Below are 24376 nucleotides of genomic sequence, written 5' to 3' on the forward strand. Positions count from 1 at the left end.
CCTTCCCGGTTGTCATGAACGTCTCGCTCACTCCCGCGCGCGAATCGAACTCGCCGCGCTTCCTGTTGTTTCTGATTTGCCTGTTCTCGTCCGCCGGCCAGCTCGCGATCGACATCTACGTGCCCGCGCTGCCCGACATGGCGCGCTCGTTCGCGACCACGCCGCAGGCGATCCAGTCGAGCGTGTCCGGCTACATGGCCGCCTATGCGCTCGGCCAGCTGATCTTCGGCCCGGTCGCCGATGCGTACGGACGCAAGCGCGTGCTCGCGTTCGGGCTCGTCATCTACACGATCGGCTGCCTGCTGTCGCTCGGCGCGCCGAACCTGGAGACGTTCATACTGGCGCGCTGCCTGCAAGGCTTCGGGATCGCGACCACCAACCTGCTCGCGAAGGCGATCATCACCGATTCGTTCTCGGGTCAGGCGCTGATGCATGCGTTCACGTACATGTCGATCGCGTGGGGGCTCGCGCCGATCATCGCGCCGGTGATCGGCGCGCACCTGCAAGAATGGTTCGGCTGGCGCGCGTGCCTCGTGTTCCTGCTGGTGTATTCGCTGGTGATGTGGGCGCTGTGGTGGCATTACCGGGAAACCTTGCCGAAACCGGTGCATCTCGAGCCGCGTACGCTGATCGCGAACGCGGGCAAGGTGCTCGGGAGCCCGGTGTTCCAGAGCTGCTTCCTCGCCCAGGGGCTGTGCTACAGCATCCTGCTGGTGTTCAACATCGTCGGGCCGTTCATGGTGCAGACCACGCTGCACAAGCCGCCGACCTTCTTCGGCTATCTCGCGCTCGGGATCGGGCTGATGTATTTCCTCGGCGGCCTGTCGAACCGGATCCACGGACGCGGGCTGCCGAGCGCGGAGCAGCGGCTGCGCATCGGCGCGCGCGTGATGGCGGTCGCGGCGGTCGTGATGCTCGCGCTGGCGCTGACCGTCGGCCTGCGCGTGTGGACCCTCGCGACGCCGGTGCTCGTGATGGGCCTCTGCGCGGGTGCGATGTATCCGACGCTGATGGCGAAGGGCAATTCGCTGTTTCCGCATATCGCGGGGCTGACGAGCGCGATTCTCGGGTGCGCGCTGCTGCTCGTGTCGTCCGCGATGATGGGGCTGGCCGGCTTCGTGTCGGTGCAGGTGCTGACGCCGCTCGCGGTGTTCTTCGTCGCGCTGTCGTTCATCGTCGTGTGGATGGTGACGAAGCTGCTGCGCTACCTGAGCCAGCAGCAAGCCGCGAGCGTCGCTTGCGGAAGCGGGGAGGCGGCGTAAGCCGCATCAATCACTACCGCGCGGGAGCCTTGCGCTTATAGCGGATGCGCGGCGCCGGCCTGCGTCAATAGCGAAACGGCAACCGGATCCGGCATCCCGTTCGAATCGATCGCGCCGGCCTTGGCCAGCGTCCCAAGATCGGCGTCGACGCCCGGTTGCCCGACCACGAACGGCGTGGTCAGAAACGCCGGCGTCGCGAGCGTGACCGCGTAGCGCTGCTGGAGATTCGTCACGACGGCCGACTGCGCGGCCTGCACGATGCCCGGATCGCCCATCGCCTGCTGGAAGCGCCGACTTCCCTGGAAATTGCCGGTCAGCCCGGCCGTGTTCGTGCCGAGCTGCGCGGCGAGATAGACGAGCATCAGCTCGGTTTCGGGCGTCGTGTTGAAGGTGCCGGCCGCGTACGCGAGCGAATGCAGGCTCGTGCCGCCCGACGCGACGCTGATCACGCACGGCAGCACGGCGTTGACGGTCACGCGGTAGTTGCCGCCGCCGTCGGTCAGCGTCGTCGCCGACCCCTGCGCGCAACTCACCGTCACCGATGCGCTCGCGAGCGCGCCGCCCGTGGCGGCCGTGCCGGATAGCGCGACGGTCTGCGTGTTGTTGTCGTTGAAGCACGCATCGACGCCGAAGCAGGCCTCGCCGTTGCAGCCCGCCAGTGTCGCGAGCGCGGCGGCGCAAAGTGCGCCCAGCGCGGGGCGGGTGAAGTGCGGCGGGCAAATGTTCATGGTCGCGGGCGATCGGGGAAGAAGACAACCGGTGAGCGCAGGGCATACGGCCCTGCTCACATTCTAGGTGCCGAATTGGCGCGTTGCTTGCCCGTTTGACGCAGGCGCGCGAATTTTCCGAGCGCACCGGCAATCGGTTTCCCGCCCGGCCGCCGAACGCGAACGCGGCCGGCGCACCCGCTCAGGGCTTGCGCGCGGCCGGCTTCGCGAACGCGCCGCGCACCTCGAAGCCGATCGCATCCGCGACGTTGCCGCGCGCGTCGACGAGTTCCAGCCGGTGCCGCCCCGGCCACGGCATCCATGCGATGCGATCGGCGTGCCCGATCACCTTGTCGTCCAGCCGCCATGCGAAGCGCGCGGCATGCCCGGACGACCGCTCGAACCAGATCCGCTGGTTCTTCGGCGGAATGTCCGGATCGATCGCGAAGATCGTGCCGTCGGTCGGCGCGCCGATCGCCAGCGGCGCGCGCGCGCCGTCCTTGCCCGGCGTGACGGGCGCCGCGAGCCGGATCGTGTCGAGCGCCGTGCCGGCGACGAACCACTCGTTGCGCGACGGCTCGACGTCGCGCTCGAACGCGATGCGGCGCGTTTCGACGCCGGCCGGCGCTTTCGGCGCACGGCTCGGCAGGTCGCGATGCAGATAGCCGACGACGGCCGACCACACCGGCGACGCGCCCGTCACCCCCGACACGTCCCACATCGGCGAGCCGTCCGCATTGCCGACCCACACGCCGACCGTATAGCGCGACGTGAAGCCGACGGTCCAGTTGTCGCGCATGTCCTTGCTCGTGCCGGTCTTGACCGCCGAGAAGAAGCGCGTCGCGAGCGGGTTGTCGAAGCCGAACGTGCGCACGCGCGCGTTGTTGTCGGAGAGGATGTCGGTGACGACGAAGCTGGCCGCTTCGCTGAATACGCGCGTGCCGTTGTCCGCATGGCCGGGTGCCGACGCGCCGGAAGCGGGCGCCGGCGCCGGCAGGTCGACGACCTTGCGCGCGACGCCGCCGTTCGCGAGCGCGCGATACGCATTGGTCAGCGACAGCAGCGTGACGTCCGCGCTGCCGAGCGCGAGGCTGAAGCCGTAGTAATCGCCTTCCTGCGCGAGCGGCAGGCCGAGCGCGGTCAGCGTGCGCGCGAAGCGGTGCGGCGTGACGAGCACGAGCGTGCGCACGGCCGGCACGTTCAGCGAGCCGCCGAGCGCGGTGCGCACGCTCACCCAGCCCTTGAAATCCTTGTCGTAGTTCTGCGGAATGTAGAGGCCGCCGCCGGCGGCGAGGTTGATCGGCGCGTCATCGAGCAGCGATGCGGCCGTCAGCCGCTTCTCGTCGATCGCCTGCGCATAGAGGAACGGCTTGAGCGTCGAGCCGGCCTGGCGCGGCGCGAGCACGGCGTCGACGTCACGTGCGCTCGACAACGCCCCCGACGAACCGACCCACGCGCGAATCTCGCCGGTCGCGTTGTCGATCACTACGACCGCGCCGTCCTGCACGTTGCGCCGGTGCGCGGGCGCGTTGAGCTCGGTCAGTGCGCGCGTCAGCGTGTCGCGTGCGAAGCGCTGCAGCGGCGCGTCGAGCGTCGTGCGCACCTGCGTGCCGGCCGCGGGGCGGACCTCGGCCGCGATGCGGCGCGCGAAGTGCGGGGCGAGGGCGGCGCCGTCGTCCCGCACGGCGTTGGCCGGGCGCGCGATCACGAGCTGCACGTAGCCGTCGAGCGACGCGCAGGCCTGTTCCGCATGCATGTCGCGCAGGATCCGGCAGGCCCGCTCGGCGACCTTCGCGGGCGCCGCGTTCGGCGCGCGCACCAGCGCCGCGGCGATCGCGGCTTCGCGTGCGTCGAGGCCGGACGGCGCCTTGCCGAACAGCACCTGCGACAGCGCGGCGAGCCCGACCGTCTCGCCGCGAAACGGCACGAGATTCAGGTAGGCCTCGAGGATCTGGTCCTTGCGCCAGCCGCGCTCGAGCAGCAGCGCGTTCATCGCCTGGGTGGCCTTCTGCGGCAGCGAGCGCTGGCCCGAGCGGCGCGGCGAATCGCTGAGCAGCCCGGCGAGCTGCATCGTCACGGTCGACGCGCCGCGCGTGCGCTCGTTCCACAGATTGCCCCACGCCGCGCCGGCGATGCCGCGCCAGTCGACGCCGCTATGTTCGTAGAAACGCTTGTCCTCGGACACGACGATCGCCTCGCGGAACGCGGGCGACACGTCGGCGAGCGACACCCAGTCGCCGCGCCGTTCGGTGAGATCGACGCGCGTGCGCTGCAGCGGTGTGCCGTCGCGCGCGAGCAGCACCCAGTCGGAACTGCGCCAGCCGCGGCGCACGTCGTCGTAGCCGGGCAGCGCGTGCGCGACGAGCGGCGCGGCCAGCACGACGGCGACGAATACGCGGCCGGCGAAGCGCGCCGGCCGCGGCAAAACCAGATCGATCATCGCGTACTCACGACTTGCCCGCGTCGGCCGGCTTTACCGTCATCGGCGGGTTCGGCCAGAGGCCGTACACGGACGGTGCATACAGTGCCTCGACGCGCGTCGGCGGCAGCCCGAAGGTGCCGACGTTGTTCAGCCGCACCGTGTATTCGACCGAGAGTTTGCCCTTCGGCAGATAGTCGTAATACGCGCGGTAGCCGTCGAAGTCGCGCTCGATGAACGCCGGCCATGCGCCGTCCGGGGATTTCTCGCCCTGCGTCGCGGCTTCGGAGTCGCGGCCGAGGCCCGAGCCGAGAATCGTCGCGCCGGACGGAATCGGATCGTTGACGACGACCCACGTCATGTCGCTCTGCGCGTCGATGTCGAGATGCACGCGCACGACGTCGCCGCGCGTCAGCACGCCCTTGACGGCGGGCGACACGGGCGTGACGGTCTTCGTGATCCGGTAGCCTGCCGCGAACGGCGCGCGCAGCGGCACGGCCGCGAGGCTTTCGACCGTTGCCCACGGGCGGCCGGTGCCATCCTGCATGACGGACAACGTGGCCGGCGCCTGCGACGCACGCGGCCACGGCATCAGCACGCTGCGCGCGGCGGCGGCGCGGGTCGCGGGCGTGGCCGACGCGGGCGTATCGGCGGGCGCGGCCGAGCCTGCGTGCGACCACGCGATCGCCCGCTCGTTGCCGCCGAGGGCGACCTTCGTCGTGCCGGCGACCGGCACGCTCTCGTACGTGCGCGAGAACCGCTCCACCGCGAGCTGGCCGAGTGCGTTCGACGTCGTCGTCTGCCATGCGCCCTGGCGTTGCAGCGCGAGCAGGCCGGCCGTCACGCGCGGCATCTCGTCCTTCCACGCCGGGTCGCCCGCGAATTCCAGCGCGAGGCGCGCGGCATTGGTCTCGTTGCTCGTCATCAGCCACCACAGGTCGTCGTCGCGCGCGGTCGAGAACACGAGCTGCGTGCCCTGGTACGTGAGGCGCGCGCGCAGGATCTGCTCGACCTGCGCGCGTTTCTCGTCGCGCTGCGGGATGTCCTTCACGCGCGTGAGGATCGCGTGATAGTCGATCACCGCCGACGTCGGCCACTGGTTCGGCGCGATCTCGATCGAGCCGAGCATGCGGCCTTGCGCGGCACCGTGACGCGACAGCGCCTCGATCGCGGCCAGCTTGCGCAGGTCGCGATCCTGGCGCGGCGCCCATGCGTTGCGCTCGATGCGGCCATCGATGAAGCGCGCGAGCCCGGCTTCGAGCTGGGTGCGCAGGTCTTCCGGCAGCGCGAAGCGCGGGTCGAGGCGGCCGGCTTCGTCGGCGACCACGAGCAGGTACGACGACAGCGTCGGGCTGCCGTAGTGCGCATCGTCGGACGACGGCGGGAAATAGCTCGCGAGCCCGTCGCTGTCGAGGTAGACGGGCATCCGCGCGACCAGCGCCTGCCATTGCGCGGCGTCGTGCAGGCCGATCGCGCGCGACGTCTGCTGTTCGAGGCAGCGGTACGGATAGCGCTCGAACCAGCGCCGCACGCCGGGCAGGCCGTCCGCGAGCTTCGACTGCAGCGACACGGCAATGCCGCCGCGCGGCGCGCCTTGCGCGTTGTTGACAGCGCCGGCCGGGGCCGACACGGGCACCGTCAGCGTGCCGTCGACCTGCGTGAGCGTGGCCTGCTGCACGGTCACCGGCAGTGCGGGCACGACCTTCTGCGCGACGGCCAGCGCATCGGACGCGCGCTTGCCGCCTTGCTCGGCCGCCTCGATGCGCCAGTTCAGCGCGCCGGCCGCGTCGAGCGCCTGCTCGGGCACGGTGATCGTCCACGCGACCTCGGTCGCCGCGTTGGCCGCGAGCGACACGGTTTGCGGCGCGACGTCGAGCCCCGTCACGCGCGGCGTCACGACCACCTGCATCGCGCGGTCGGTCGTGTTGCGCAGCGTGACCTGCGCGCGGAACGCATCGCCTTCGCGTACGAGCGGCGGCAGGCCGGAGATCAGTTGCAGGTCCTGCGTGCTGCGGATCGACGTGCTGCCGGTGCCGAAGCGGTCCGGGCCGACCGCCGCGACGGCGACGATCCGGAAGCGCGTGAGCGCGTCGTTCAGCGGCACCTCGACGTTTGCGCTGCCGTTCGCGTCGAGCGTCACGCGCGGATTCCACAGCAGCAGCGTGTCGAACAGCTCGCGCGTCGGCGCGCTGCCGCCGCCGCCGCCCGCCGGCACGGCCTTGCGGCCGAAGTGGCGGCGGCCGACGATTTCCATCTGCGCGGTGGCCGTCTCGACGCCGTACGCGCGTCGCTGCAGCATCGCGTCGAGCAGGTCCCAGCTGTTGTTCGGCATCAGTTCGAGCAGCGCCTCGTCGACGGCCGCGACCGCGATCTGCGTGCCGGCAGGCGCGGGCTGGCCGTTCGGCAGCGTGACCTTCACGTGCGCCTGCGCCTTGCCGCGCACCGTGTAACGCGTCGCGTCGGTCGTCACGGTCACGCCGAGACGATGCACGCCGGCGCCGACCTTGATCTCGCCGAGGCCGTAACGGAACGCGGGTTTCGACAGGTCGACGAACGCGGTCGGCGCTTCATGGTGACGGCCTTCGCGCCAGAACGCGCGCGCCCATTCGACCGGCGCTTTCCAGCCCCACGTGAAGAACGAGTACCACGGCACCTCGCGAATCCGGCCGCGCAGTGCGAGCACCGACACGTAGACGTTCGGCCCCCACGATTCGCCGACCTTCAGGTCGACGGTCGGATTCTTGCCGGTCAGTTCGACGATGTGCGTTTCCATCACGCCGCCGCGCTCGACCGCGACCAGCGCCGTGGCATAGCGGAACGGCATGCGCACCTGGAAGCGGGCCGTTTCGCCCGGTTCGTAGGACGTCTTCTCCGGAATCACGTCGATCCGGTCGGTGTTGTCGCCGCCGAACCACAGTTCGTCCTCGCGCGTGACCCACACGGACGTCGACGCGTTCGACGTGCGGCCGTCGCCGTCCTTCGCGACCGCGATCAGCTGGACGTTGCCGGCCTGTTCGAGCGTCGCGTCGCAGGCCATGCGGCCCTTGTCGTCGGTCTTGCCCGAGCACAGCACGCCGAGGTCGCGCGTGTCGCTCTTGTTGTCGTACGCGTAGAAGCCGCCGACCATCCGCTTGCGCGACGACGTCGTGACGTGCGCGACGCCCTTGATCTCGATCGACACCGACGCACGCGGCTTGCCTTGCAGATCCACCGCGAGCGCCTGCACCGGCACGCGCTGGCCGACCGACACCCAGCGGCCGGCCTTGATGCCGGCCACCACCGCGGCCGGCCACAGGATCGTGTCGCCGCGGATCGTCTGCACTTCGCCGTTCGGGTCCGCGAACGTCGCTTCGAGCGCGATGCGCTTCGGCGCGTCGACGTCGGGCAGGCCCTTGAGCGTGACCGAGCCCGCACCGTTGCGGTCGAGCGTCAGCGGCAGCTTGTCCGCGATCAGCTTGGTCGCATCGGGGTCGTTGTTCGCGGCCGATGCGTTGTCGCCGTCCTGCGCATCCTCGTCGGCGTTGCCGTCGCTGCGCTCCGGACGATACGGCGTGAAGCTGAAGTCCTCGAAGCGATCCGCGAACGGCGGCGACGCCCACTTCATCAGCGCCGACACCTGCACGGGCAGGTTCGATGCGCCGCCGCCCGACACGTAGTCGATCTGCACCGCGAGCGGCGCTTCCTTGACCGCGACGAGCGGGCTTTTCTGCGCGTCGCGCGCGCCGATCGACCCTTTGAGCACCGGCAGGCGGAACGCCTCGACGCGGAAGCTGCCGCTGTAGTAGCTGGTGGTCGGCGCATCGTCCGGGCCGCCTTCGAGCGTGACGCTGTATTCGCCGAGCTTGGCCGCGGGCGGCAGCGGGAACTGCGTGTCCGCGCTGTGGTCGGCCGACCACGTGAGCGGCAGCTTGTAGGTCTGGTCGGAGCCGAGATGGCGGATCTTCACGCGCGTCGGGTACTGCGCCGGGAACGCGAGGGTCTGCAGCGTCTCGGTGCGCAGGAAGTGCTTCATCGACACGGTTTCGCCGGCACGCAGCAGCGTGCGGTCGAACACGGTATGCGCACGCATGGTCGGTTCGCTGCTGGTGTCGGTCGGCACGTTGAAGCGCCACGATTCGATCCCGCGGTTCCAGTTCGAGCTGACGAACGCCATGTCGGGGCCCGTCTTCGGATCGTCGACGCGCGCCGACACGAAGTAGTCGCCGAAGGTTTCCGACGAGTTGCATTCCTGCTTCGGCTCGAATTGACCGTCGATCTTCAGCAGGCCTTGCGCGTCGGTCTTGCCGGTCGCGATCTCGTCGCCGTTGCAGTCCGACACGCGGATTTGCGCGTTCGGCACGGGCTTGCCCTTGTCGAGCGTCGTGACCCACACGAGGTTGTTCTCGCGGCCCTGTTTCAGGTGCACGCCGAGGTTCGTGACGAGCACGGTGGTGCGCACGTACATGCTCGACGGCTTCGCGAGCAGCGAGCGGCCGAGCGCGGGCGACGCGAGTTCGAGCACGTAGAAACCGGGCTTGTCGATCGGCACGCCGACGACCTCGAACGGACGCAGCGCCTTCGGATCGGCCTTCGGCAGCGTGAGCGCCTGTGCCCCCGGCTCGCCGGTGAGCAGCGACAGCGAGCGCACGTCGATGCGGCGATTCTGCGGTGCGGGCATCTTTTCACCGGCCTCGAGCGGCACGTAGACGGGGTGCTGGCCCGTGCGCCGGAGCAGGCCCGGCATGCGCGCGTCGATCGTGCCGGCTGTCATCGCCCAGTTGTCGAACTGCTCGACGGTGCGCATCCATTGGCGGATCGCGGTGTCGTCGTCCACCTTCAGGTTCGCGAATTGTGCGCCGCGGGTGTTGAGGCCCGCGATATGCAGGTCGGCCTCCACGTTGCGCAGCGTGACGGGCACGAGCGCGGGCGTATCGGGTTCGGCGAAACGCTCGACGATTCCGAAGGTGCCCGACGAGAATTTCGCGAGCGGTGGCATTGGCGCGGTGCGCGTCGCGAGCGGGAACAAGTCGGCGTTCGCGAGCGCGCGGTCGGTCACGTCGCGCAGTCCGGACGGCAGCTCGATCGTCAGGTTCGCCTGCGCGGGCAGCGGCGGGTTGAACGTGACGGTGGTCACTTCGTCGCTGTGGTCGTCGGCTCCGAAGGTCGGCGAAAGCGAACCGTCAGGACCGCGCAGCTTGATCGCCTCGGCGTTCTTGCGCGAGATCGGCGCATTGAACGACAGCGTCAGCGGGCGCAGCGGCGTGCAGGGCGCTTTCGCGTTCTCGCGTTCGCACGAGAAGCTCGCGGTGAAAGGGGCGCGCACCGTGAAGTCGAAGCGGCGCTCGGTGTCGTTCGCGATGCCGCTCGGGCTCGCGACGCCCTTGCCGTAGACGAGCTGCATCTTCGCGCTCGCGGGCAGCGCCTGCGCACACGACAGCGTCAGCACGCGCGCGGCGTCCTTCTTCAGCCCGAAGTGGTCGAGCAGCGCGCTGCGGGTAGCGTCGTCGGTGGCCGTGACGGGAATGCGGTTGCCGATGCCGGCCGCCTCGCACCAGATGTTCGCGAGCGCGGAACGCGGCTCGGCCGGGCCGTTCAGCTTCAGCACGAAGACCTGGTGCTCCTCGATCTCGCGCGAGCCGGGGCGTACCGTCACCGGGAACGGGCCGCCGGTCTGGAACGTGAAGCGGCGCGGGCCGCTCACCGCATTGCCGGCGACCGAGCGCAGCGTGTCGTTGAGCGCGACCGAGCAGCGCACGCCCGGCGGCAGGTCGTTCTCGAAATCGTAGACCCACGTCTTGTCGTCGAGCCAGTGACCCTGGCCGCGCGCGGCGGTGGAATCGTTGCAGGTCATGCGGGCGGGGTTCGGCGCGGATGCCGAGCCGAACGCGACCATCGGTTCGTCGAACTTGACGACGCTTTGCCGGACTTCGGTGACCGTGCCTTGCGGCGACACGCTCACCGTGCGCGCCGCGAGCGCATGCAGCGACAGTGCCGCGGCGGCGCCGAGCGCCGCGATCGCGCCGATGCGCCAGAGCAGCCGTGTGGTGTGATTGGATTGATGCGTGTTGTTGTGTTTATCGTGCTGCTTCATCGCTCGATGCCCTCGGAGGGAAGCTTTCTGTTTGATTGCACGGGATTCTAACCGACGCGCATGCGAGCGGATGACGGGACGGGGCGGCGCGTGTCGTCGGCTTGCGACACACTTCGCCGCGATGCAGAATTGTCGCGTCGACGACACAAAGATGCCGCGAAATGTCGATTGTCTCGGCTTGCGGAACATTTAATCGACTATAAAAGCATTGTCCGATTCGAATTGTGCGCGTACATTTCAGGGCCGCGCGAAAGTTTGAGAAATATCAAGCGTGGTTTTCCCGAATCCGGTGTTCGAGAGAAGGAAACATGCACAACGACAACACCCCCCACTCGCGTCGCGCAAGCGACGCAACCGTATCCGGCATCACGCGGCGTCAATGGCTGCAGGGCGCACTGGCGCTGACGGCGGCCGGCCTCACCGGCTCGCTGGCGTTGCGGGCCCTGGCCGATAATCCCGGCACCGCGCCGCTCGATACGTTCATGACGCTCTCCGAAGCACTGACAGGCAAGAAAGGGCTGAGCCGCGTGCTCGGCGAACGCTTCCTGCACGCGCTGCAGAAGGGTTCGTTCAAGACGGCCGACGGTCTGTCGCAACTCGCCGGCGCGCTCGCGTCCGGCTCATTGGATGCCGATCAGGAAAATGCCGCGCTGTCGATTCTCGGTGCGTGGTATCTCGGCATCGTCGACAACGTCGTGATTACTTACGAAGAAGCATTAATGTTCAGCGTCGTGTCCGATACGCTCGTGATTCCTTCGTATTGCCCCAACAAACCCGGCTTCTGGGCCGAAAAACCAATCGAGAGGCAAGCCTGATGGCGGATACCGATACGCAAAAGGCCGACGTCGTGGTCGTCGGGTCCGGTGTCGCGGGCGCGATCGTCGCGCACCAGCTCGCGATGGCGGGCAAGTCGGTGATCCTGCTCGAAGCAGGCCCGCGCATGCCGCGCGGCGAGATCGTCGAGCGCTTCCGCAATCAGCCGGACAAGACGGACTTCATGGCGCCGTACCCGTCGAGCACGTGGGCGCCGCATCCCGAATACGGCCCGCCGAACGACTACCTGATCCTGAAGGGCGAGCACAAGTTCAACTCGCAGTACATCCGTGCGGTGGGCGGCACGACGTGGCACTGGGCCGCGTCGGCGTGGCGCTTCATCCCGAACGACTTCAAGATGAAGACGGTGTACGGCGTCGGCCGCGACTGGCCGATCCAGTACGACGATCTCGAGCATTACTACCAGCGCGCCGAGGAAGAGCTCGGCGTGTGGGGCCCCGGTCCCGAGGAAGACCTGTACTCGCCGCGCAAGCAGGCGTACCCGATGCCGCCGCTGCCGTTGTCGTTCAACGAGCAGACGATCAAGAGCGCGCTCAACGGCTATGACCCGAAGTTCCACGTCGTGACCGAGCCGGTCGCGCGCAACAGCCGCCCGTACGACGGCCGGCCGACTTGTTGCGGGAACAACAATTGCATGCCGATCTGCCCGATCGGCGCGATGTACAACGGCATCGTGCACGTCGAGAAGGCCGAGCAGGCGGGCGCGAAGCTGATCGACAGCGCCGTCGTCTACAAGCTCGAGACCGGTCCGGACAAGCGCATCGTCGCGGCGATCTACAAGGACAAGACGGGCGCCGACCATCGCGTCGAAGGCAAGTACTTCGTGGTGGCCGCCAACGGCATCGAGACGCCGAAGATCCTGCTGATGTCGGCGAACCGCGATTTCCCGAACGGCGTCGCGAACAGCTCCGACATGGTCGGGCGCAACCTGATGGACCACCCGGGCACGGGCGTGTCGTTCTACGCGAGCGACAAGCTGTGGCCGGGCCGCGGCCCGCAGGAGATGACGTCGCTGATCGGTTTCCGCGACGGCCCGTTCCGCGCGACCGAAGCCGCGAAGAAGATCCACCTGTCGAACATGTCGCGCATCAACCAGGAGACGCAGAAGATCTTCAAGGCCGGCAAGCTGATGAAGTCCGACGAGCTCGACGCGCAGATCCGCGATCGTTCCGCGCGCTACGTGCAGTTCGACTGCTTCCACGAAATCCTGCCGCAGCCCGAGAACCGCATCGTGCCGAGCAAGACCGCCACCGACGCGATCGGCATTCCGCGCCCGGAAATCACGTATGCGATCGACGACTACGTGAAGCGCGGCGCCGTGCATACGCGCGAGGTCTACGCGACCGCCGCGAAGGTGCTGGGCGGTACCGATGTCGTGTTCAACGACGAGTTCGCGCCGAACAACCACATCACGGGCTCGACGATCATGGGCGCGGATGCGCGCGACTCGGTCGTCGACAAGGACTGCCGCACGTTCGACCATCCGAACCTGTTCATCTCGAGCAGCTCGACGATGCCGACCGTCGGTACGGTGAACGTGACGCTGACGATCGCGGCGCTGGCGCTGCGGATGTCGGACACGCTGAAGAAGGAAGTCTGACCGTGCGGAAATCTACTCTCACCTTCCTCCTCGCCGGCAGCCTCGCGCTGCCGGGGCTCGTGCGCGCGGCCGATTCGGCCGATCCCGCGCAGATCAAGCGCGGCGAATATCTCGCGGTCGCGGGCGACTGCATGGCCTGTCACACCGCGAAGGGCGGCAAGCCGTTCGCCGGCGGCCTCCCGATGCCGGTGCCGATGCTCGGCAAGATCTATACGAGCAACATCACGCCGGACCCCGACACGGGCATCGGCAACTGGACGTTCGAAGACTTCGAGCGCGCGGTGCGTCACGGCGTGTCGAAGAACGGCGCGAACCTGTACCCGGCGATGCCGTACGTGTCGTACGCGAAGATCAACGACGACGACGTGCAGGCGTTGTACGCGTACTTCATGCACGGCGTCGAGCCGGTCAAGCAGGTACCGCCGAAGAACGAGATTCCGCCGCTGCTGAGCATGCGCTGGCCGCTGAAGATCTGGAACTGGCTGTTCCTGAAGGACGGTGCGTACCAGCCGAAGCCGTCGCAGAGCGCCGAATGGAACCGCGGTGCGTACCTGGTGCAGGGCCTCGCGCACTGCAGCACGTGCCACACGCCGCGCGGCATCGCGATGCAGGAGAAGTCGCTCGACGAGACGGGCGGTAGCTTCCTGTCGGGCTCGGTGCTGGCGGGCTGGGACGGCTACAACATCACGTCGGATCCGCACTCGGGGATCGGCGGCTGGACCCAGCAGCAGCTCGTCCAGTATCTGCGTACCGGCAGCGTGCCGGGCGTCGCGCAGGCGGCCGGTCCGATGGCCGAGGCGGTCGAGCACAGCTTCTCGAAGATGACCGACGCCGACATCGGTGCGATCGCAACCTACATCCGCACGGTGCCGGCAGTGGCCAGCGGCGACGCGAAGCAGTCGCGTTCGTCGTGGGGCAAGCCGGCGGAAGACGGGCTGAAGCTGCGCGGCGTGCCGCTCGCATCGTCGGGCATCGATCCGGCGCGGCTGTATCTCGGCAACTGCGCGAGCTGTCACCAGATGCAGGGCAAGGGCACGCCGGACGGCTATTACCCGTCGCTGTTCCACAACTCGACGGTGGGCGCGTCGAATCCGACGAACCTCGTGCAGGTTATCCTGAACGGCGTGCAGCGCAAGGCCGGCAGCGAGGACGTCGGGATGCCCGCGTTCCGCCACGAGCTGTCTGATGCGCAGATTGCCGCGCTGGCGAACTACCTGACCGGGCAGTTCGGCAATCCGGCCGCAAAGGTGACCGAGCAGGACGTCGCGAAGGCGCGTTGAGGCCGGGCACGAAGCGGCAGGAAGTCGTACCAGGCAGCGCAACAGTGAAAGAGGAGGAGCACAGCACATCGGGCGGGCCCCGATGCCGGTTGTTGCAGAGCGGGGCGGGCGGCACTGGCGGCCGCCTGTCCTGGTTCGTTGGCAATCCGGTGCGTGCGGTTTGCGCATCGCTTTCGTTGATCACACCATGACACCGAATCAACCGTTTCTCGCGTCCCAGCGCGATGTGCTGCTGCTGCTGTCCCGAATCCTGCTCGTGATCCTGTTCGTGATGTTCGGCTGGAAGAAGATTGTCGACTTCTCCGGTACGATCGCGTTCATGGGAAGCGAGGGCGCGCCCGCGCCGATCATCTCGGCGGCGATCGCCGTCGTGATGGAGCTGTTCGTCGGCATCGCGCTCCTCATCGGCTTCCAGACGCGGCCGCTTGCGCTGCTGCTTGCGCTGTATACCATCGGCACCGCGCTCATCGGCCACCACTACTGGACGATGACGGGCGGCGAGCAGATGAACAACATGATTCATTTCTACAAGAACATCGCGATCTCCGGCGGCTTGCTCGCGCTGTGCGCGGCGGGCCCCGGACGTTTTTCGATCGATCGCGGGTGAACGGATCGCCGGCGCGCGCATGGGGCGCGTGTCGGACGGTCCAGACTGCGAGGGGGCATGACTTTGCGACTCAAACATCTAGGATGGCTGATCGCGGCCGCCGCACCGGTGGCCGCATTCGCACAAACCAGCGTGACGCTGTATGGCCGTATCGACGGCGGCGTCGAATACCTGAACCACATCGCGACGCCGAACGGCAGCTCGACGCGCTGGAGCGCGGAAGGCGGCGACTGGGGCACCAGCATGTTCGGGCTGAAGGGTTTCGAGGATCTCGGCGGCGGGATGTCGACGGTCTTCAACCTGGAAACCGCGTTCCAGGTGATGAACGGCACGACGGGCGGTGGACGCCTGTGGTCGCGCCGCGCGTATGTCGGGCTGAAGAGCGACACGTGGGGCCAGCTGCAGGCCGGCCGCAACCTGTTCATCGACAGCGACGGCGTGTGGGAATTCGACCCGTTCGTGCAGCAGGCGTTTTCGTCCGCGTCGCTCGTGCGCGGCCGCAACTGGCAGCAGAGCAGCAACAACATCGAATATCACAGCCCGGTGATCGGCGGCTTCGACGTGCAGGCGCAGTATGCGTTCGGCAACCAGTCGCGCGGCTTCAACTACGGCGCGGCCGACGACTTCGGCCGCTCGGACGGGATCATGATCTCGTACCACTCGCCGGTGCTCGACGTGCGCGGCATCTACGACGAGCTGCGCGACAACAACGGCAAGTTCAGCAACATCTTCACCGCGTCGCGCGAGTATTTCGTCGGCGCGAACGTGAAGGTGTCGAAGTTCAAGATCCAGGGCGCGTATACGCATTACCAGGCGCCGGACAGCCCGGCGGGTGTCGCCGATCGCGCCGATCATTACTGGCTCGGCGCGACTTATACGGCCACTCCGCAATGGGCCGTGACGGGCGGCGGGTATTACGTGAAGGTGGGCGATGGCGGCGGCGATGCGTCGCACGATCCGTCAGGCCACGCGATCATGTATGTGCTCGGCACCACGTATAACTTGTCGAAGCGGACGTTCCTGTATGGGACGGTTGCTTATGTGCGGAATGGCGGGAATTCGAACTTCTCGCTGATTGCGTCGCCGCGGGACGCGACGTCGGGGACGAGTCCGATGACGGGCGAGTCGCAGACGGGGGCGTATGTGGGGATGATGCATACGTTCTGAGCGGGAAGGGTTGCGTTGGGGAAGGCACGGGCGGTGAAAGGCTCGTGCTTTTTTGCGTTTACGGGGCTTGGTGGGGTGGTGAGGTGCGTGTGCGTTGGTGGCGACGCGGGATTACGGGGAGGGGGTGGACTTGGGAAATTGATACTGTATGGAAGCGGCAGGTTGGTCGTCCGCCGTTTTGTAGCCGATCTGGTGGCCGGATGACCGGCTGTGTGGTATCGCACCACTACCGATACACCGATAAAGCGCGCTTGGTAGATTCACATTCGTTGACGTTTTCACCGGCTGGAAATTCAGGTGTCTGCACGCCGCCGTTGATTCAGCAGTGTGCGATGCTGAGAAGGTGCTGAGGTGCACGCGGCTACTGGGGTGTCTTAGAACGGCCAGGAAGCGCCGTTCATTAGCGCCGCATGGTGGGGTGCACAGGCGTCCGACTCTATTCGGAAACCCCGCCACTCGAATCATAGATCGAGAAGTGCTAGTTAAAGTACGATTTCCGCGTTCTAAATCTTGAGAATCTCTTTTCGAAGCGAACCTATGAGCACATCAGAAAATGACATCCCAGTCGTCGCGGAACCGCCCCGTGGCGATCAACAAGGCTACGCCGTCGAAATCCCGACCATGAAGTCGCTTTTTATCGAAATGTGTTTTGGACAAACCGTCCTTGCCAAAGGTACAGCGTTCCTTGTGGCAAATAATCGAGAATCGCATTGTGCGCTAGTGACGAATCGCCATAACGTGACCGGCAGACATCAAATAACTGGCGAATGCTTGAGTAAGACGGGTGGTGTGCCGGACAACATTGTCATTTACTTCCATAAGAATGTTGACCATAACGGCGAATGGCTATCCATTCGCCTTCCACTCTACCGTGACGACGGATCTCCATACTGGTTCGAACATAGCCTCTTGGGCAAGGAAGCCGACGTCGTCGCACTTAACTTGCGATGGGGAAGTGATGTCTGCAAGATGCCGTACTATCTCGAAACGACGCTTGATCGTTGTGATATGGTTGTCGGTCCTGCAGAACCTGTTAGCGTAATCGGTTTTCCGTTTGGTCAGACATCCGTAGAAAAATTCCCTGTTTGGGCGACCGGATTTTTGGCACAGGAATTGTCGTTGGTTACGCCAGCCCATCCAACTTTCATGATTGACTGTCGAACGCGACAAGGTCAATCAGGGTCGCCTGTAATCGCCTACCGGGTTGGAAACCATCGCGTACGTCAAGGGGAAAAATGGGCTTCCGTGGTCTCACCTCATCCGATTTGGGAATTTCTTGGGATTTACGCGGGACGAGTTAATCCGGAGTCCGACTTGGGGCGTGTTTGGCACGTTAGCGCAATTGCCGATGTCTTGGGAGTTGCTACAGCTGACGCTGCGCGGCGAAAGGCCAATAGAGACGGAGAATGAGGTCGCAGCGGCTCGCATCACCGTAGTGGGTCCGGAAGCAGACAAGGAAAGAACCCATTGCGGTCCGAACGGCCGCTCCGGGTCGAAACGCGTCCGTCGCGCTACTAGCGTGTCTTTTTTTGCAATACTGTTGCGAAAACTGGCATCAAAAATTTCGGATGTAAGGATAATATAGGGTTAAACATCTGTTCCATTGCGGGTGGATCTGATCGAAAGAATTATCTTGAAAACCAAGAACAAGGTACTTGTCTATCTTACGTGGCGAGATGGATTGCTGACCTTCACCCAACCTAGGTTTCCGGAAGCCGGAAGGCAGGTGGTCGCCGGCACGCTGGAGCCGGGAGAAATGCCAGTGGCCGCCGCGCTACGTGAGTTACGCGAGGAAAGTGGCATCGACAATGCCGAAGTTGTGCGTGTTCTCGGCAACTACTTCTACTCGATGACGAAATTCGGAAGAAGCGAGATCCAGCACAGGCATGTCGTGCATGTCCGGGTGAGAGACGCTATTGCAATGAAGGCGCGTTGGACGCATTTCGAGGCCACTCCAAGCACCGGCGGTGAACCCATCGAATTCAACTTCGAGTGGCATCCCATTTTTGAAGCAGAATGCGCGCTGATCGGCGGGCATGATTTCTTCGTACCCATGCTGAAACACTTCATGCGCGAGCATGCAGATGCGTGATTGAAGCGAGACTAAAACATGAAGGTGTGCATCGTAGGCCCGTCGGGCGCGGGGAAATCGACGATCGCCATGCAATTGGCACGCAAGTTCAATGTCGTCACGCACGAATTCGACCATGTCTACTGGGACATGAGCGGTACGGAGTTCGTGAAGAACTCGGATGCGTCGATGGCAGCGGCCATTGAGAAGATCATCGAGCAGGAAAGCTGGTTTGTCGAAGGTGCATACGACAAGCGAATGTATCCGCTGCTCGTCGCAGTGTTCATTGATCTTGAGGTTGGAGGTTTCGTTTAGCGTGAGAACGATGGAGGTATCCGGAATTTCGTGTGTGAGGCGGATTGAGTTTCAGACTCCAATGTTGAATCGTTCCGGGTAAAGCAGCGCAAACTGGGTCATCGCGCTCTTCCAATCGTGCCGGGAACCGGTCCACTTGGCTACGACGTTGCGCAGCGCTAGCCAGATCAGTTTGAGCGCGGCCTCGTCCGACGGGAAGTGGCCGCGCGCCTTGATGATCTTTCGAAGCTGCATGTGCAGCGACTCGATGGCGTTGGTCGTATATACAATTTTCCGGATATCGGGCGCGAAGGCATAGAACGGAATCACCTGATCCCAGGCTCGTCGCCAGAGGGCGGCAATCGGTGGGTATTTCGTACCCCACGGGCTCGTATCGAACGCATCCAGCGCCACGGCGGCCGCTTCGGCCGACGGTGCCCGATAGACTTCCTTGAGCGCCGCCGCGACGGATTTCCGGTCTTTCCAACTGGCGAAGTCCAGCGAGTTCCGGATCAGATGCACGATGCAGGTCTGGACCGTCGTTTCCGGGAACACCGTGTTGATTGCTTCCGGAAAGCCCTTCAGGCCGTCGACCACGGCAATCAGGATGTCCTGCACGCCACGCAGCTTCAGGTCGTTCACCACCCGCAGCCAGAACTTGGCCCCCTCGGTCTGCTCGATCCAGAGGCCCAGCACGTCACGTGTGCCGTCGCGGCGCACGCCCAGCGCCAAGTAGATCGCCTTGTTGCGGACCACGCCTTCGTCGCGGATCTTGACGCGCAAGGCGTCGAAGAACACCACCGGGTACATCGGCTCGAGCGGCCGCTGTTGCCACTCACGCACTTCGTCGATCACCGCGTCGGTGACGGTGCTGATGAAGTCCGGCGACACCTCAATGCCGTACATCTCCAGCAAGAAGCCCTGAATCTCCCGCACGCTCATGCCGCGTGCGTACATCGCGATGATCTTGTCGTCGAAGCCGGTGAAACGCCGTTCGCCCTTGGCGATCAGCACCGGGTCGAAGGTGCCTTCGCGGTCGCGCGGAATCTCGACGTCGAGCAGGTCGTCATCGGTCGCGATGCGCTTGCGGCTGGTGCCGTTGCGATGGTTCGTGCGGCCGCCCGGTTTGGCTTCACCCTTCTCGTAGCCAAGGTGGTGCGTCAACTCGCCACCCAGCGCGCGCTCGAAGATCGCCTTCTTGAGCGCAGCGAGCTGCTCGTTGATCGTTGCGCGGTCCAACGTCCCGGGCACCAGTTGCTTGATCAGTTCCGGGTCCAGGTTCAAGCCCTTGCCCGGCTCAATCGTCACTTCTTCCTTGCGTTTGCGTGGCATAAAGTGGCTCCTTGGCCATCAGTTTATGCCTCACACACAAAGGTTCGGATAGGCTCAGAACGATCCGCCTGATCAAGCGCTTCCTTCATTCAACGATGACGGGCAAGCTGCCCAAGGAAACCTTCCGGAACACCATCGACCTGATCAAGTTTTCATATCACTTCGACCAGAGTCTCAGCAAATTTCTGTCCGAGGACATGGCGCTCTCGCGGAAGGTTGTTTCAGTTCGCGACGCATCGTCGTGTATCGAGGCGATGCGCGCGAACGGGCTTTGCTGAGGCGAGTGCCCTCACGTTTTACGGTCCGTCTCGCGCGTTGCATCAGAACCCACACGCCTCAGTCGTCGTCAGCACCGCGAACGGCCCGCCAAGCGTCGCATTGTGATGCGCGATGATCCGCTCGGCCGGCAGCGCGGGCGTGTCCATGCAGGTGTGCGCATCGGCGACGAGCACCGCGCGAAACCCGAGATCGGGGGCCGCGCGGCACGCGGTATCGACGCAGTACTGCGTCTTCATCCCGGCAATCACGATCTCCCCGATACCAGCCGCGTGCAGCCACTCGGCGAGCCGCGTGCCCGCGAAGCAACTCGGCCGGGTCTTGTCGAACACGATGTCGCGTGCCGTATCGATCGCGAGTTCCGGCAGCAGCGCGGCCAGCGGCGCACCGGGCGCGATCGGCGAGCCGGCCGGGCCGGTGTGGCGCACGGCGAACACGGGCGCACCGGCTTCGTGCGCGCGACGAATCAGCCGGTTGATGTTGGTCAGCACGCGTTCACCGTCATGCGGATGATCGGGGCCATGGAACAGCCCGACCTGCATATCGATGACGAGCAGTGCGCGTTTGGGGGAAGGGACTGCGGACATTGTGTTTCTCCTGAATGGCCGATGCAGACGGAGAAACGACTAGACCCCGTCCGGAACCGGCGAGGCCTGTGGGATTCGGTGACGCTACGATCTTGCGCGCACTCGCCGCACGGGCCCGCCGAAGGCGGTCGTGCGCGTGGTCGTCGAAAGGGTGATCGTGGCGTTATGCATTGAACGATCATGCCTGATGCGCGGGCGCGACGTCAATGACGCACCACCAATCAATCAAGCGCCTTCCCCGCCTTCTCATCCATGCACCGAATCGCAAGCAGCGTGAACGCGCCGCAGCCGATCGCATACCACGCGGGCGCATTCGGATTCCCGGTCGCGGCGATCAGCCACGTGACGAAGAACTGCGCGAAGCCGCCGAAGATCGCGACCCCCACGCTATACACCAGCGCACCGCCGGTCGCACGCACGGCCCGCGGGAACAACTCGCCGAGCATCGCGCCCGTCGCGCCGATGTTGATCGCGTGCACGATCGACAGCGCTGCAATGATCGACAACAGCGACGCGGCGCCCGGCCAGCGGTTCAGCGCGATGAACGCCGGATAGACGGCAGCCATCAACGCGATGCGCGTCCACCAGACGATCCGGTTGCGTCCGTAGACATCGGACAGGTGGCCGCCGATCGGCGTCACGAGCATCAGGATTGCGCCGGCGACGCAGCCGGCCGTCATCGACAGCCAGGTCGGCAGGTGCAGCACCTGCACGCCGTAGATGGCCATGTAGAACACGATGATGTAGTGGATCGACGTGCCGCCGATCGTCACGCCGAGGCCCGCGAACACGGCCTTGCCGTGATGGCGCAGCACGGCGGCGAGCGGCAGCGACGCGACCGGCTCGTCGTGCGTGGCGGCGGCAGCGGGCGCGGCAGGCGGCACTTCCTCGACGGTGCGGCGCAGCCAGTAGCCGAGCGGCACGAACAGCGTGCCGATGATGAACGGCACGCGCCAGCCCCAGCTTTCGAGCTGCGCGGCATTGAGCGTCGACGTCAGCGCGACGCCGGTCAGCGCGCCCGCGAGCGCGGCGAGCCCCTGGCTCGAGAACTGGAACGACGCGTAGAAGCCGCGGCGGTGCTGCGGCGCCTGTTCGAGCAGCAGCGTGGTCGACGCGCCGACTTCGCCGCCGGACGCGAACCCTTGCAGCAGCCGCGCGAGCACGAGCAGCAGCGGCGCGGCGAGGCCGATCTGCGCGAAGGTCGGCGCGACCGCGATCGTCGCGGTGCCGAGCGCCATCAGCAGCAGCGTGAGGATCATCGCCTTCTTGCGGCCGGCGCGGTCGGCGTACATGCCGATCACGAGCCCGCCGAGCGGACGCGTGACGAAGCCGACGCCGAAGCTCGCGACCGCGAGCATCAACTGCCCGAACGACGAGTGCACCGGAAAGAACAGCTTGCCGATCAGGATCGCGAAGAAGCTGTAGACCGTGAAGTCGTAGAACTCGAGCGCGTTGCCGACCGCGGCGGCCGCGATCAGGCGGCGCTTCTTCGCGGCGGCGCGGGCATCGACCGGCGTGCCGGCGAACGAAAGGGCGGACGTTTCCATGGGGTTCCCCTGCTAAGGCGCGGGACTGCGTGATGAAGGGCCGTCAGGCCGCGAGCCAGGCTTCGGCGACGCGAACCCAGTAACTCGCGCCGATCGCGAGAATGTCGTCGTTGAAGTCGTAGCCGGGGTTGTGCACCATGCAGCCACCCTTGCTGCCGATCCCGTTGCCGATGAACGCATAGCAGCCGGGGCGTGCCTCGAGCATGAACGCGAAGTCCTCGCTGCCCATCAGCGGCGCGGCGTCGGTTTCGACGCGCTCGGTGCCGAGCATCTGGCGCGCGATGTCGGCGGCGAACGCGGTCGGTTCCGGATGGTTGACGAGCACCGGATAGCCGTAGTCGTAATCCACTTCGGCTGCGACGCCGAAGCTTTCCGCCTGGCCCTTCACGAGCGCTTCGATGCGGCGCGCGAGGAGCGCGCGCACGTCGGCGTCCAGCGCCCGCACCGACAGCTTCATCATGACGGTTTCCGGAATGATGTTGAAGGTCTCGCCGGCCTGCACGCTGCCGACCGTGATCACGGCCGCATGCTGCGCATCGACCTCGCGCGCGACGATGGTCTGCAGCGCGACCATGATGCTGCCCGCGGCCGACATCGGGTCGCGCGCGAAATGCGGCATCGCGCCGTGACCGCCGACGCCGCGCAGCGTGATCGTCACGCGGTCGGCCGATGCCATCGCGGCGCCGGTGCGGAACGCCATGTCGCCGGCGGCGCGGCCCGGCATGTTGTGGATCGCGAAGATTGCGTCGCACGGGAAGCGCTCGAACAGGCCGTCGTCCATCATCGATTTCGCGCCGCCGAAATTTTCCTCGGCCGGCTGGAAGATCAGGTTCAGGGTGCCGGAGAACTGGCGCGTGGCTGCCAGGTGACGCGCCGCGCACAGCAGCATCGCGGTGTGGCCGTCGTGGCCGCACGCGTGCATCTTGTTCGCATGGCGGCTCGTGTACGGCAGGCCGGTGGCTTCGGCGATCGGCAACGCATCCATGTCGGCGCGCAGCCCGACGGTGCGCGTGCCTTGGCCTTCGCGCAGCACGCCGACGACGCCGGTCTTGCCGATGCCGCGATGCACTTCGTAGCCCCAGCCGGTGAGCAGCTCGGCGACGAGGTCGCTCGTCAGCGTTTCCTCGAACGCGAGTTCCGGGTGTGCGTGGATGCGGCGGCGTACTTCGATCAGATCGGGGGCGATCGCGGCGATGCCGGGGATGACGGGGATGACGGGGTTCACGGCTTGCAGCATGGTGTCTCCAGTGGGGCCGGTGGGCGTTTGGCGCGCATATGACGAGCAAGCATATAAACTTCTTTTGCGCACCAGAAGCTGCTAAATTGCTTTGGTGCACACCACTGGTTGCCGCTCGGGAATACCCTCGGCCGGCAAGCGTCGCGGCGCACAGGGTTTCCACGGATCACGCATTGCCCCCCATGAAATACCATCAGCTGAAAGCGTTCGTCACCGTCGCGGAAGAAGGGAGCATCCGCGCGGCCGCGCGGCGCCTGAACGTGTCGCCGGCGGCGCTGACGAAGGCGGTCAAGGAGCTCGAGATCGCGCTCGGCGTATCGCTCGTGGTGCGCACCGCGCGGGGCGTGCAGCTGACCGCGTTCGGCCAACAGTTGCAGGTGCGCGCGCGGTTGATCGTCGCGGAAATGCAGCGCGCCCGCGACGACATCGAGCAGGCGCAAGGCGCGATGACGGGCTCCGTCGCGGCGGCGATCACGCCGGCGGCGGCGGTGACGATCCTGCCCGATGCGTTTCGCGCGTTCCGGCGGCGCTTTCCGGTCGCGCGCGTCAACCTGATCGAAGGGTTTCCGGGCGTCGCGCTGCCGCGGCTGCACGACGGCTCGCTCGATTTCGCGGTCGCCGTCGTCGTGCCCGAACTGCTCGCGGCCGAGTTCGATCACGCGGAACTCTATGCGAGCCGATCGCTGATCGTTGCGCGCAAGGGGCATCCGCTCGCGTCGGCCACGTCGCTCGCCGATCTCGTCGACGCCGACTGGCTGATGAATCCGTCGCCCGAAAGCTCGACCCAGGTGCTGTTCAATTCGTTCGTCGCGTACGGGCTGCCGGTGCCGCAGCGGGTCGTCGAATGCCCGAGCTTCGGGCTCGCGCACAGCCTGATGACGCGCTGCGACCTGATCGCGTCGATGCCCGAGCAACTGCTGCACGGCGAGTGGGCGCGCGACCAGCTCGCGGTGCTGCCGATCCGCGAGCGGCTGCCGGGTGTATCCGTGCAGGTCGTCACGCGCCGCGACAGTCCGCTCACGCCGGCCGCGGCGATGCTGCTCGACTGCCTGCGCGATTCCGCGCGACGCAAAGGGCTCGGATGAC

18 protein-coding genes are annotated in these 24376 nt (G+C 66.2%); 11 read left to right on the top strand and 7 right to left on the bottom strand.

Features of this window, described 5'->3' with window-relative positions:
• Positions 1 to 14 precede the first annotated feature (14 nt).
• Positions 15 to 1262 (top strand): multidrug effflux MFS transporter, encoded by a 1248-nt coding sequence (locus tag FFI87_RS22380; protein WP_138848979.1) that lies wholly within the window; start codon positions 15 to 17, stop codon positions 1260 to 1262.
• 35 nt (positions 1263 to 1297) lie between these two features.
• On the opposite strand, the gene FFI87_RS22385 is transcribed toward FFI87_RS22380, so the two are convergent.
• The 3 genes from FFI87_RS22385 to FFI87_RS22395 form a co-directional block, all read right to left on the bottom strand.
• A complete protein-coding gene (locus FFI87_RS22385) occupies positions 1298 to 1990 on the bottom strand; it encodes a hypothetical protein (RefSeq protein WP_138848978.1) in 693 nt (230 codons plus the stop codon).
• Positions 1991 to 2171: 181 nt separating this feature from the next.
• Entirely contained in the window at positions 2172 to 4409 is a 2238-nt protein-coding gene (gene pbpC, locus FFI87_RS22390; RefSeq protein ID WP_012366208.1) for a penicillin-binding protein 1C, read from the bottom strand.
• A 7-nt stretch (positions 4410 to 4416) separates the two neighbouring features.
• On the bottom strand, positions 4417 to 10458 hold the full coding sequence (locus tag FFI87_RS22395; RefSeq protein WP_138848977.1) for an alpha-2-macroglobulin family protein: 6042 nt from the start codon (positions 10456 to 10458) through the stop codon (positions 4417 to 4419).
• Positions 10459 to 10766: 308 nt separating this feature from the next.
• On the opposite strand from FFI87_RS22395, the gene FFI87_RS22405 reads away from it, so the two are divergent.
• The 8 genes from FFI87_RS22405 to FFI87_RS22440 all read left to right on the top strand — a co-directional run bounded on the left by FFI87_RS22405 (position 10767) and on the right by FFI87_RS22440 (position 18332).
• Positions 10767 to 11273: a sugar dehydrogenase complex small subunit gene (locus FFI87_RS22405; protein ID WP_138848976.1), complete on the top strand. Its 507-nt coding sequence runs from the start codon at positions 10767 to 10769 to the stop codon at positions 11271 to 11273.
• The gene (locus tag FFI87_RS22410) at positions 11273 to 12892 is read left to right on the top strand and encodes a GMC family oxidoreductase (protein WP_138848975.1); all 1620 of its coding nucleotides are present in this window, start codon (positions 11273 to 11275) and stop codon (positions 12890 to 12892) included. The genes FFI87_RS22405 and FFI87_RS22410 overlap by 1 nt, the downstream gene beginning before the upstream one ends.
• A 2-nt stretch (positions 12893 to 12894) precedes the next feature.
• Positions 12895 to 14172: a cytochrome c gene (locus FFI87_RS22415; RefSeq protein WP_138848974.1), complete on the top strand. Its 1278-nt coding sequence runs from the start codon at positions 12895 to 12897 to the stop codon at positions 14170 to 14172.
• Between the two features lie 187 nt (positions 14173 to 14359).
• On the top strand, positions 14360 to 14779 hold the full coding sequence (locus tag FFI87_RS22420; protein WP_012366203.1) for a DoxX family protein: 420 nt from the start codon (positions 14360 to 14362) through the stop codon (positions 14777 to 14779).
• Positions 14780 to 14836: 57 nt separating this feature from the next.
• Positions 14837 to 15946, top strand: coding sequence for a porin (locus tag FFI87_RS22425; RefSeq protein ID WP_409995117.1), 1110 nt, complete (start codon positions 14837 to 14839; stop codon positions 15944 to 15946).
• Between the two features lie 537 nt (positions 15947 to 16483).
• Complete coding sequence (locus FFI87_RS22430; RefSeq protein WP_138848973.1) at positions 16484 to 17356, top strand: trypsin-like serine peptidase; 873 nt, start codon at positions 16484 to 16486, stop codon at positions 17354 to 17356.
• A gap of 223 nt (positions 17357 to 17579) precedes the next feature.
• The gene (locus FFI87_RS22435) at positions 17580 to 18038 is read left to right on the top strand and encodes an NUDIX domain-containing protein (RefSeq protein ID WP_175710442.1); all 459 of its coding nucleotides are present in this window, start codon (positions 17580 to 17582) and stop codon (positions 18036 to 18038) included.
• Positions 18039 to 18056: 18 nt separating this feature from the next.
• On the top strand, positions 18057 to 18332 hold the full coding sequence (locus FFI87_RS22440; RefSeq protein ID WP_244096997.1) for an AAA family ATPase: 276 nt from the start codon (positions 18057 to 18059) through the stop codon (positions 18330 to 18332).
• Positions 18333 to 18383: 51 nt separating this feature from the next.
• Here the strand turns inward: FFI87_RS22440 and FFI87_RS22445 are convergent, their stop codons facing one another.
• Positions 18384 to 19643, bottom strand: coding sequence for an IS256 family transposase (locus tag FFI87_RS22445; RefSeq protein ID WP_138848321.1), 1260 nt, complete (start codon positions 19641 to 19643; stop codon positions 18384 to 18386).
• Between the two features lie 95 nt (positions 19644 to 19738).
• Between FFI87_RS22445 and FFI87_RS22450 the strand changes: the two genes are divergently transcribed.
• The gene (locus tag FFI87_RS22450) at positions 19739 to 19921 is read left to right on the top strand and encodes a hypothetical protein (protein WP_261378643.1); all 183 of its coding nucleotides are present in this window, start codon (positions 19739 to 19741) and stop codon (positions 19919 to 19921) included.
• 42 nt (positions 19922 to 19963) lie between these two features.
• Here FFI87_RS22450 and FFI87_RS22455 read toward each other — a convergent pair whose 3' ends face one another.
• From FFI87_RS22455 to FFI87_RS22465, 3 genes are all read right to left on the bottom strand, one after another.
• Entirely contained in the window at positions 19964 to 20506 is a 543-nt protein-coding gene (locus tag FFI87_RS22455) for a cysteine hydrolase family protein (protein ID WP_138848971.1), read from the bottom strand.
• Positions 20507 to 20727: 221 nt separating this feature from the next.
• Entirely contained in the window at positions 20728 to 22053 is a 1326-nt protein-coding gene (locus FFI87_RS22460; RefSeq protein WP_138848970.1) for an MFS transporter, read from the bottom strand.
• 43 nt (positions 22054 to 22096) lie between these two features.
• Positions 22097 to 23290, bottom strand: coding sequence for a M20 aminoacylase family protein (locus tag FFI87_RS22465; RefSeq protein WP_138848969.1), 1194 nt, complete (start codon positions 23288 to 23290; stop codon positions 22097 to 22099).
• A 182-nt stretch (positions 23291 to 23472) separates the two neighbouring features.
• On the opposite strand from FFI87_RS22465, the gene FFI87_RS22470 reads away from it, so the two are divergent.
• The gene (locus FFI87_RS22470; protein ID WP_011658971.1) at positions 23473 to 24375 is read left to right on the top strand and encodes a LysR substrate-binding domain-containing protein; all 903 of its coding nucleotides are present in this window, start codon (positions 23473 to 23475) and stop codon (positions 24373 to 24375) included.
• Position 24376 lies beyond the last annotated feature (1 nt).

The organism is Burkholderia sp. KBS0801, from assembly GCF_005937855.2.
GTDB lineage: Bacteria > Pseudomonadota > Gammaproteobacteria > Burkholderiales > Burkholderiaceae > Burkholderia > Burkholderia ambifaria.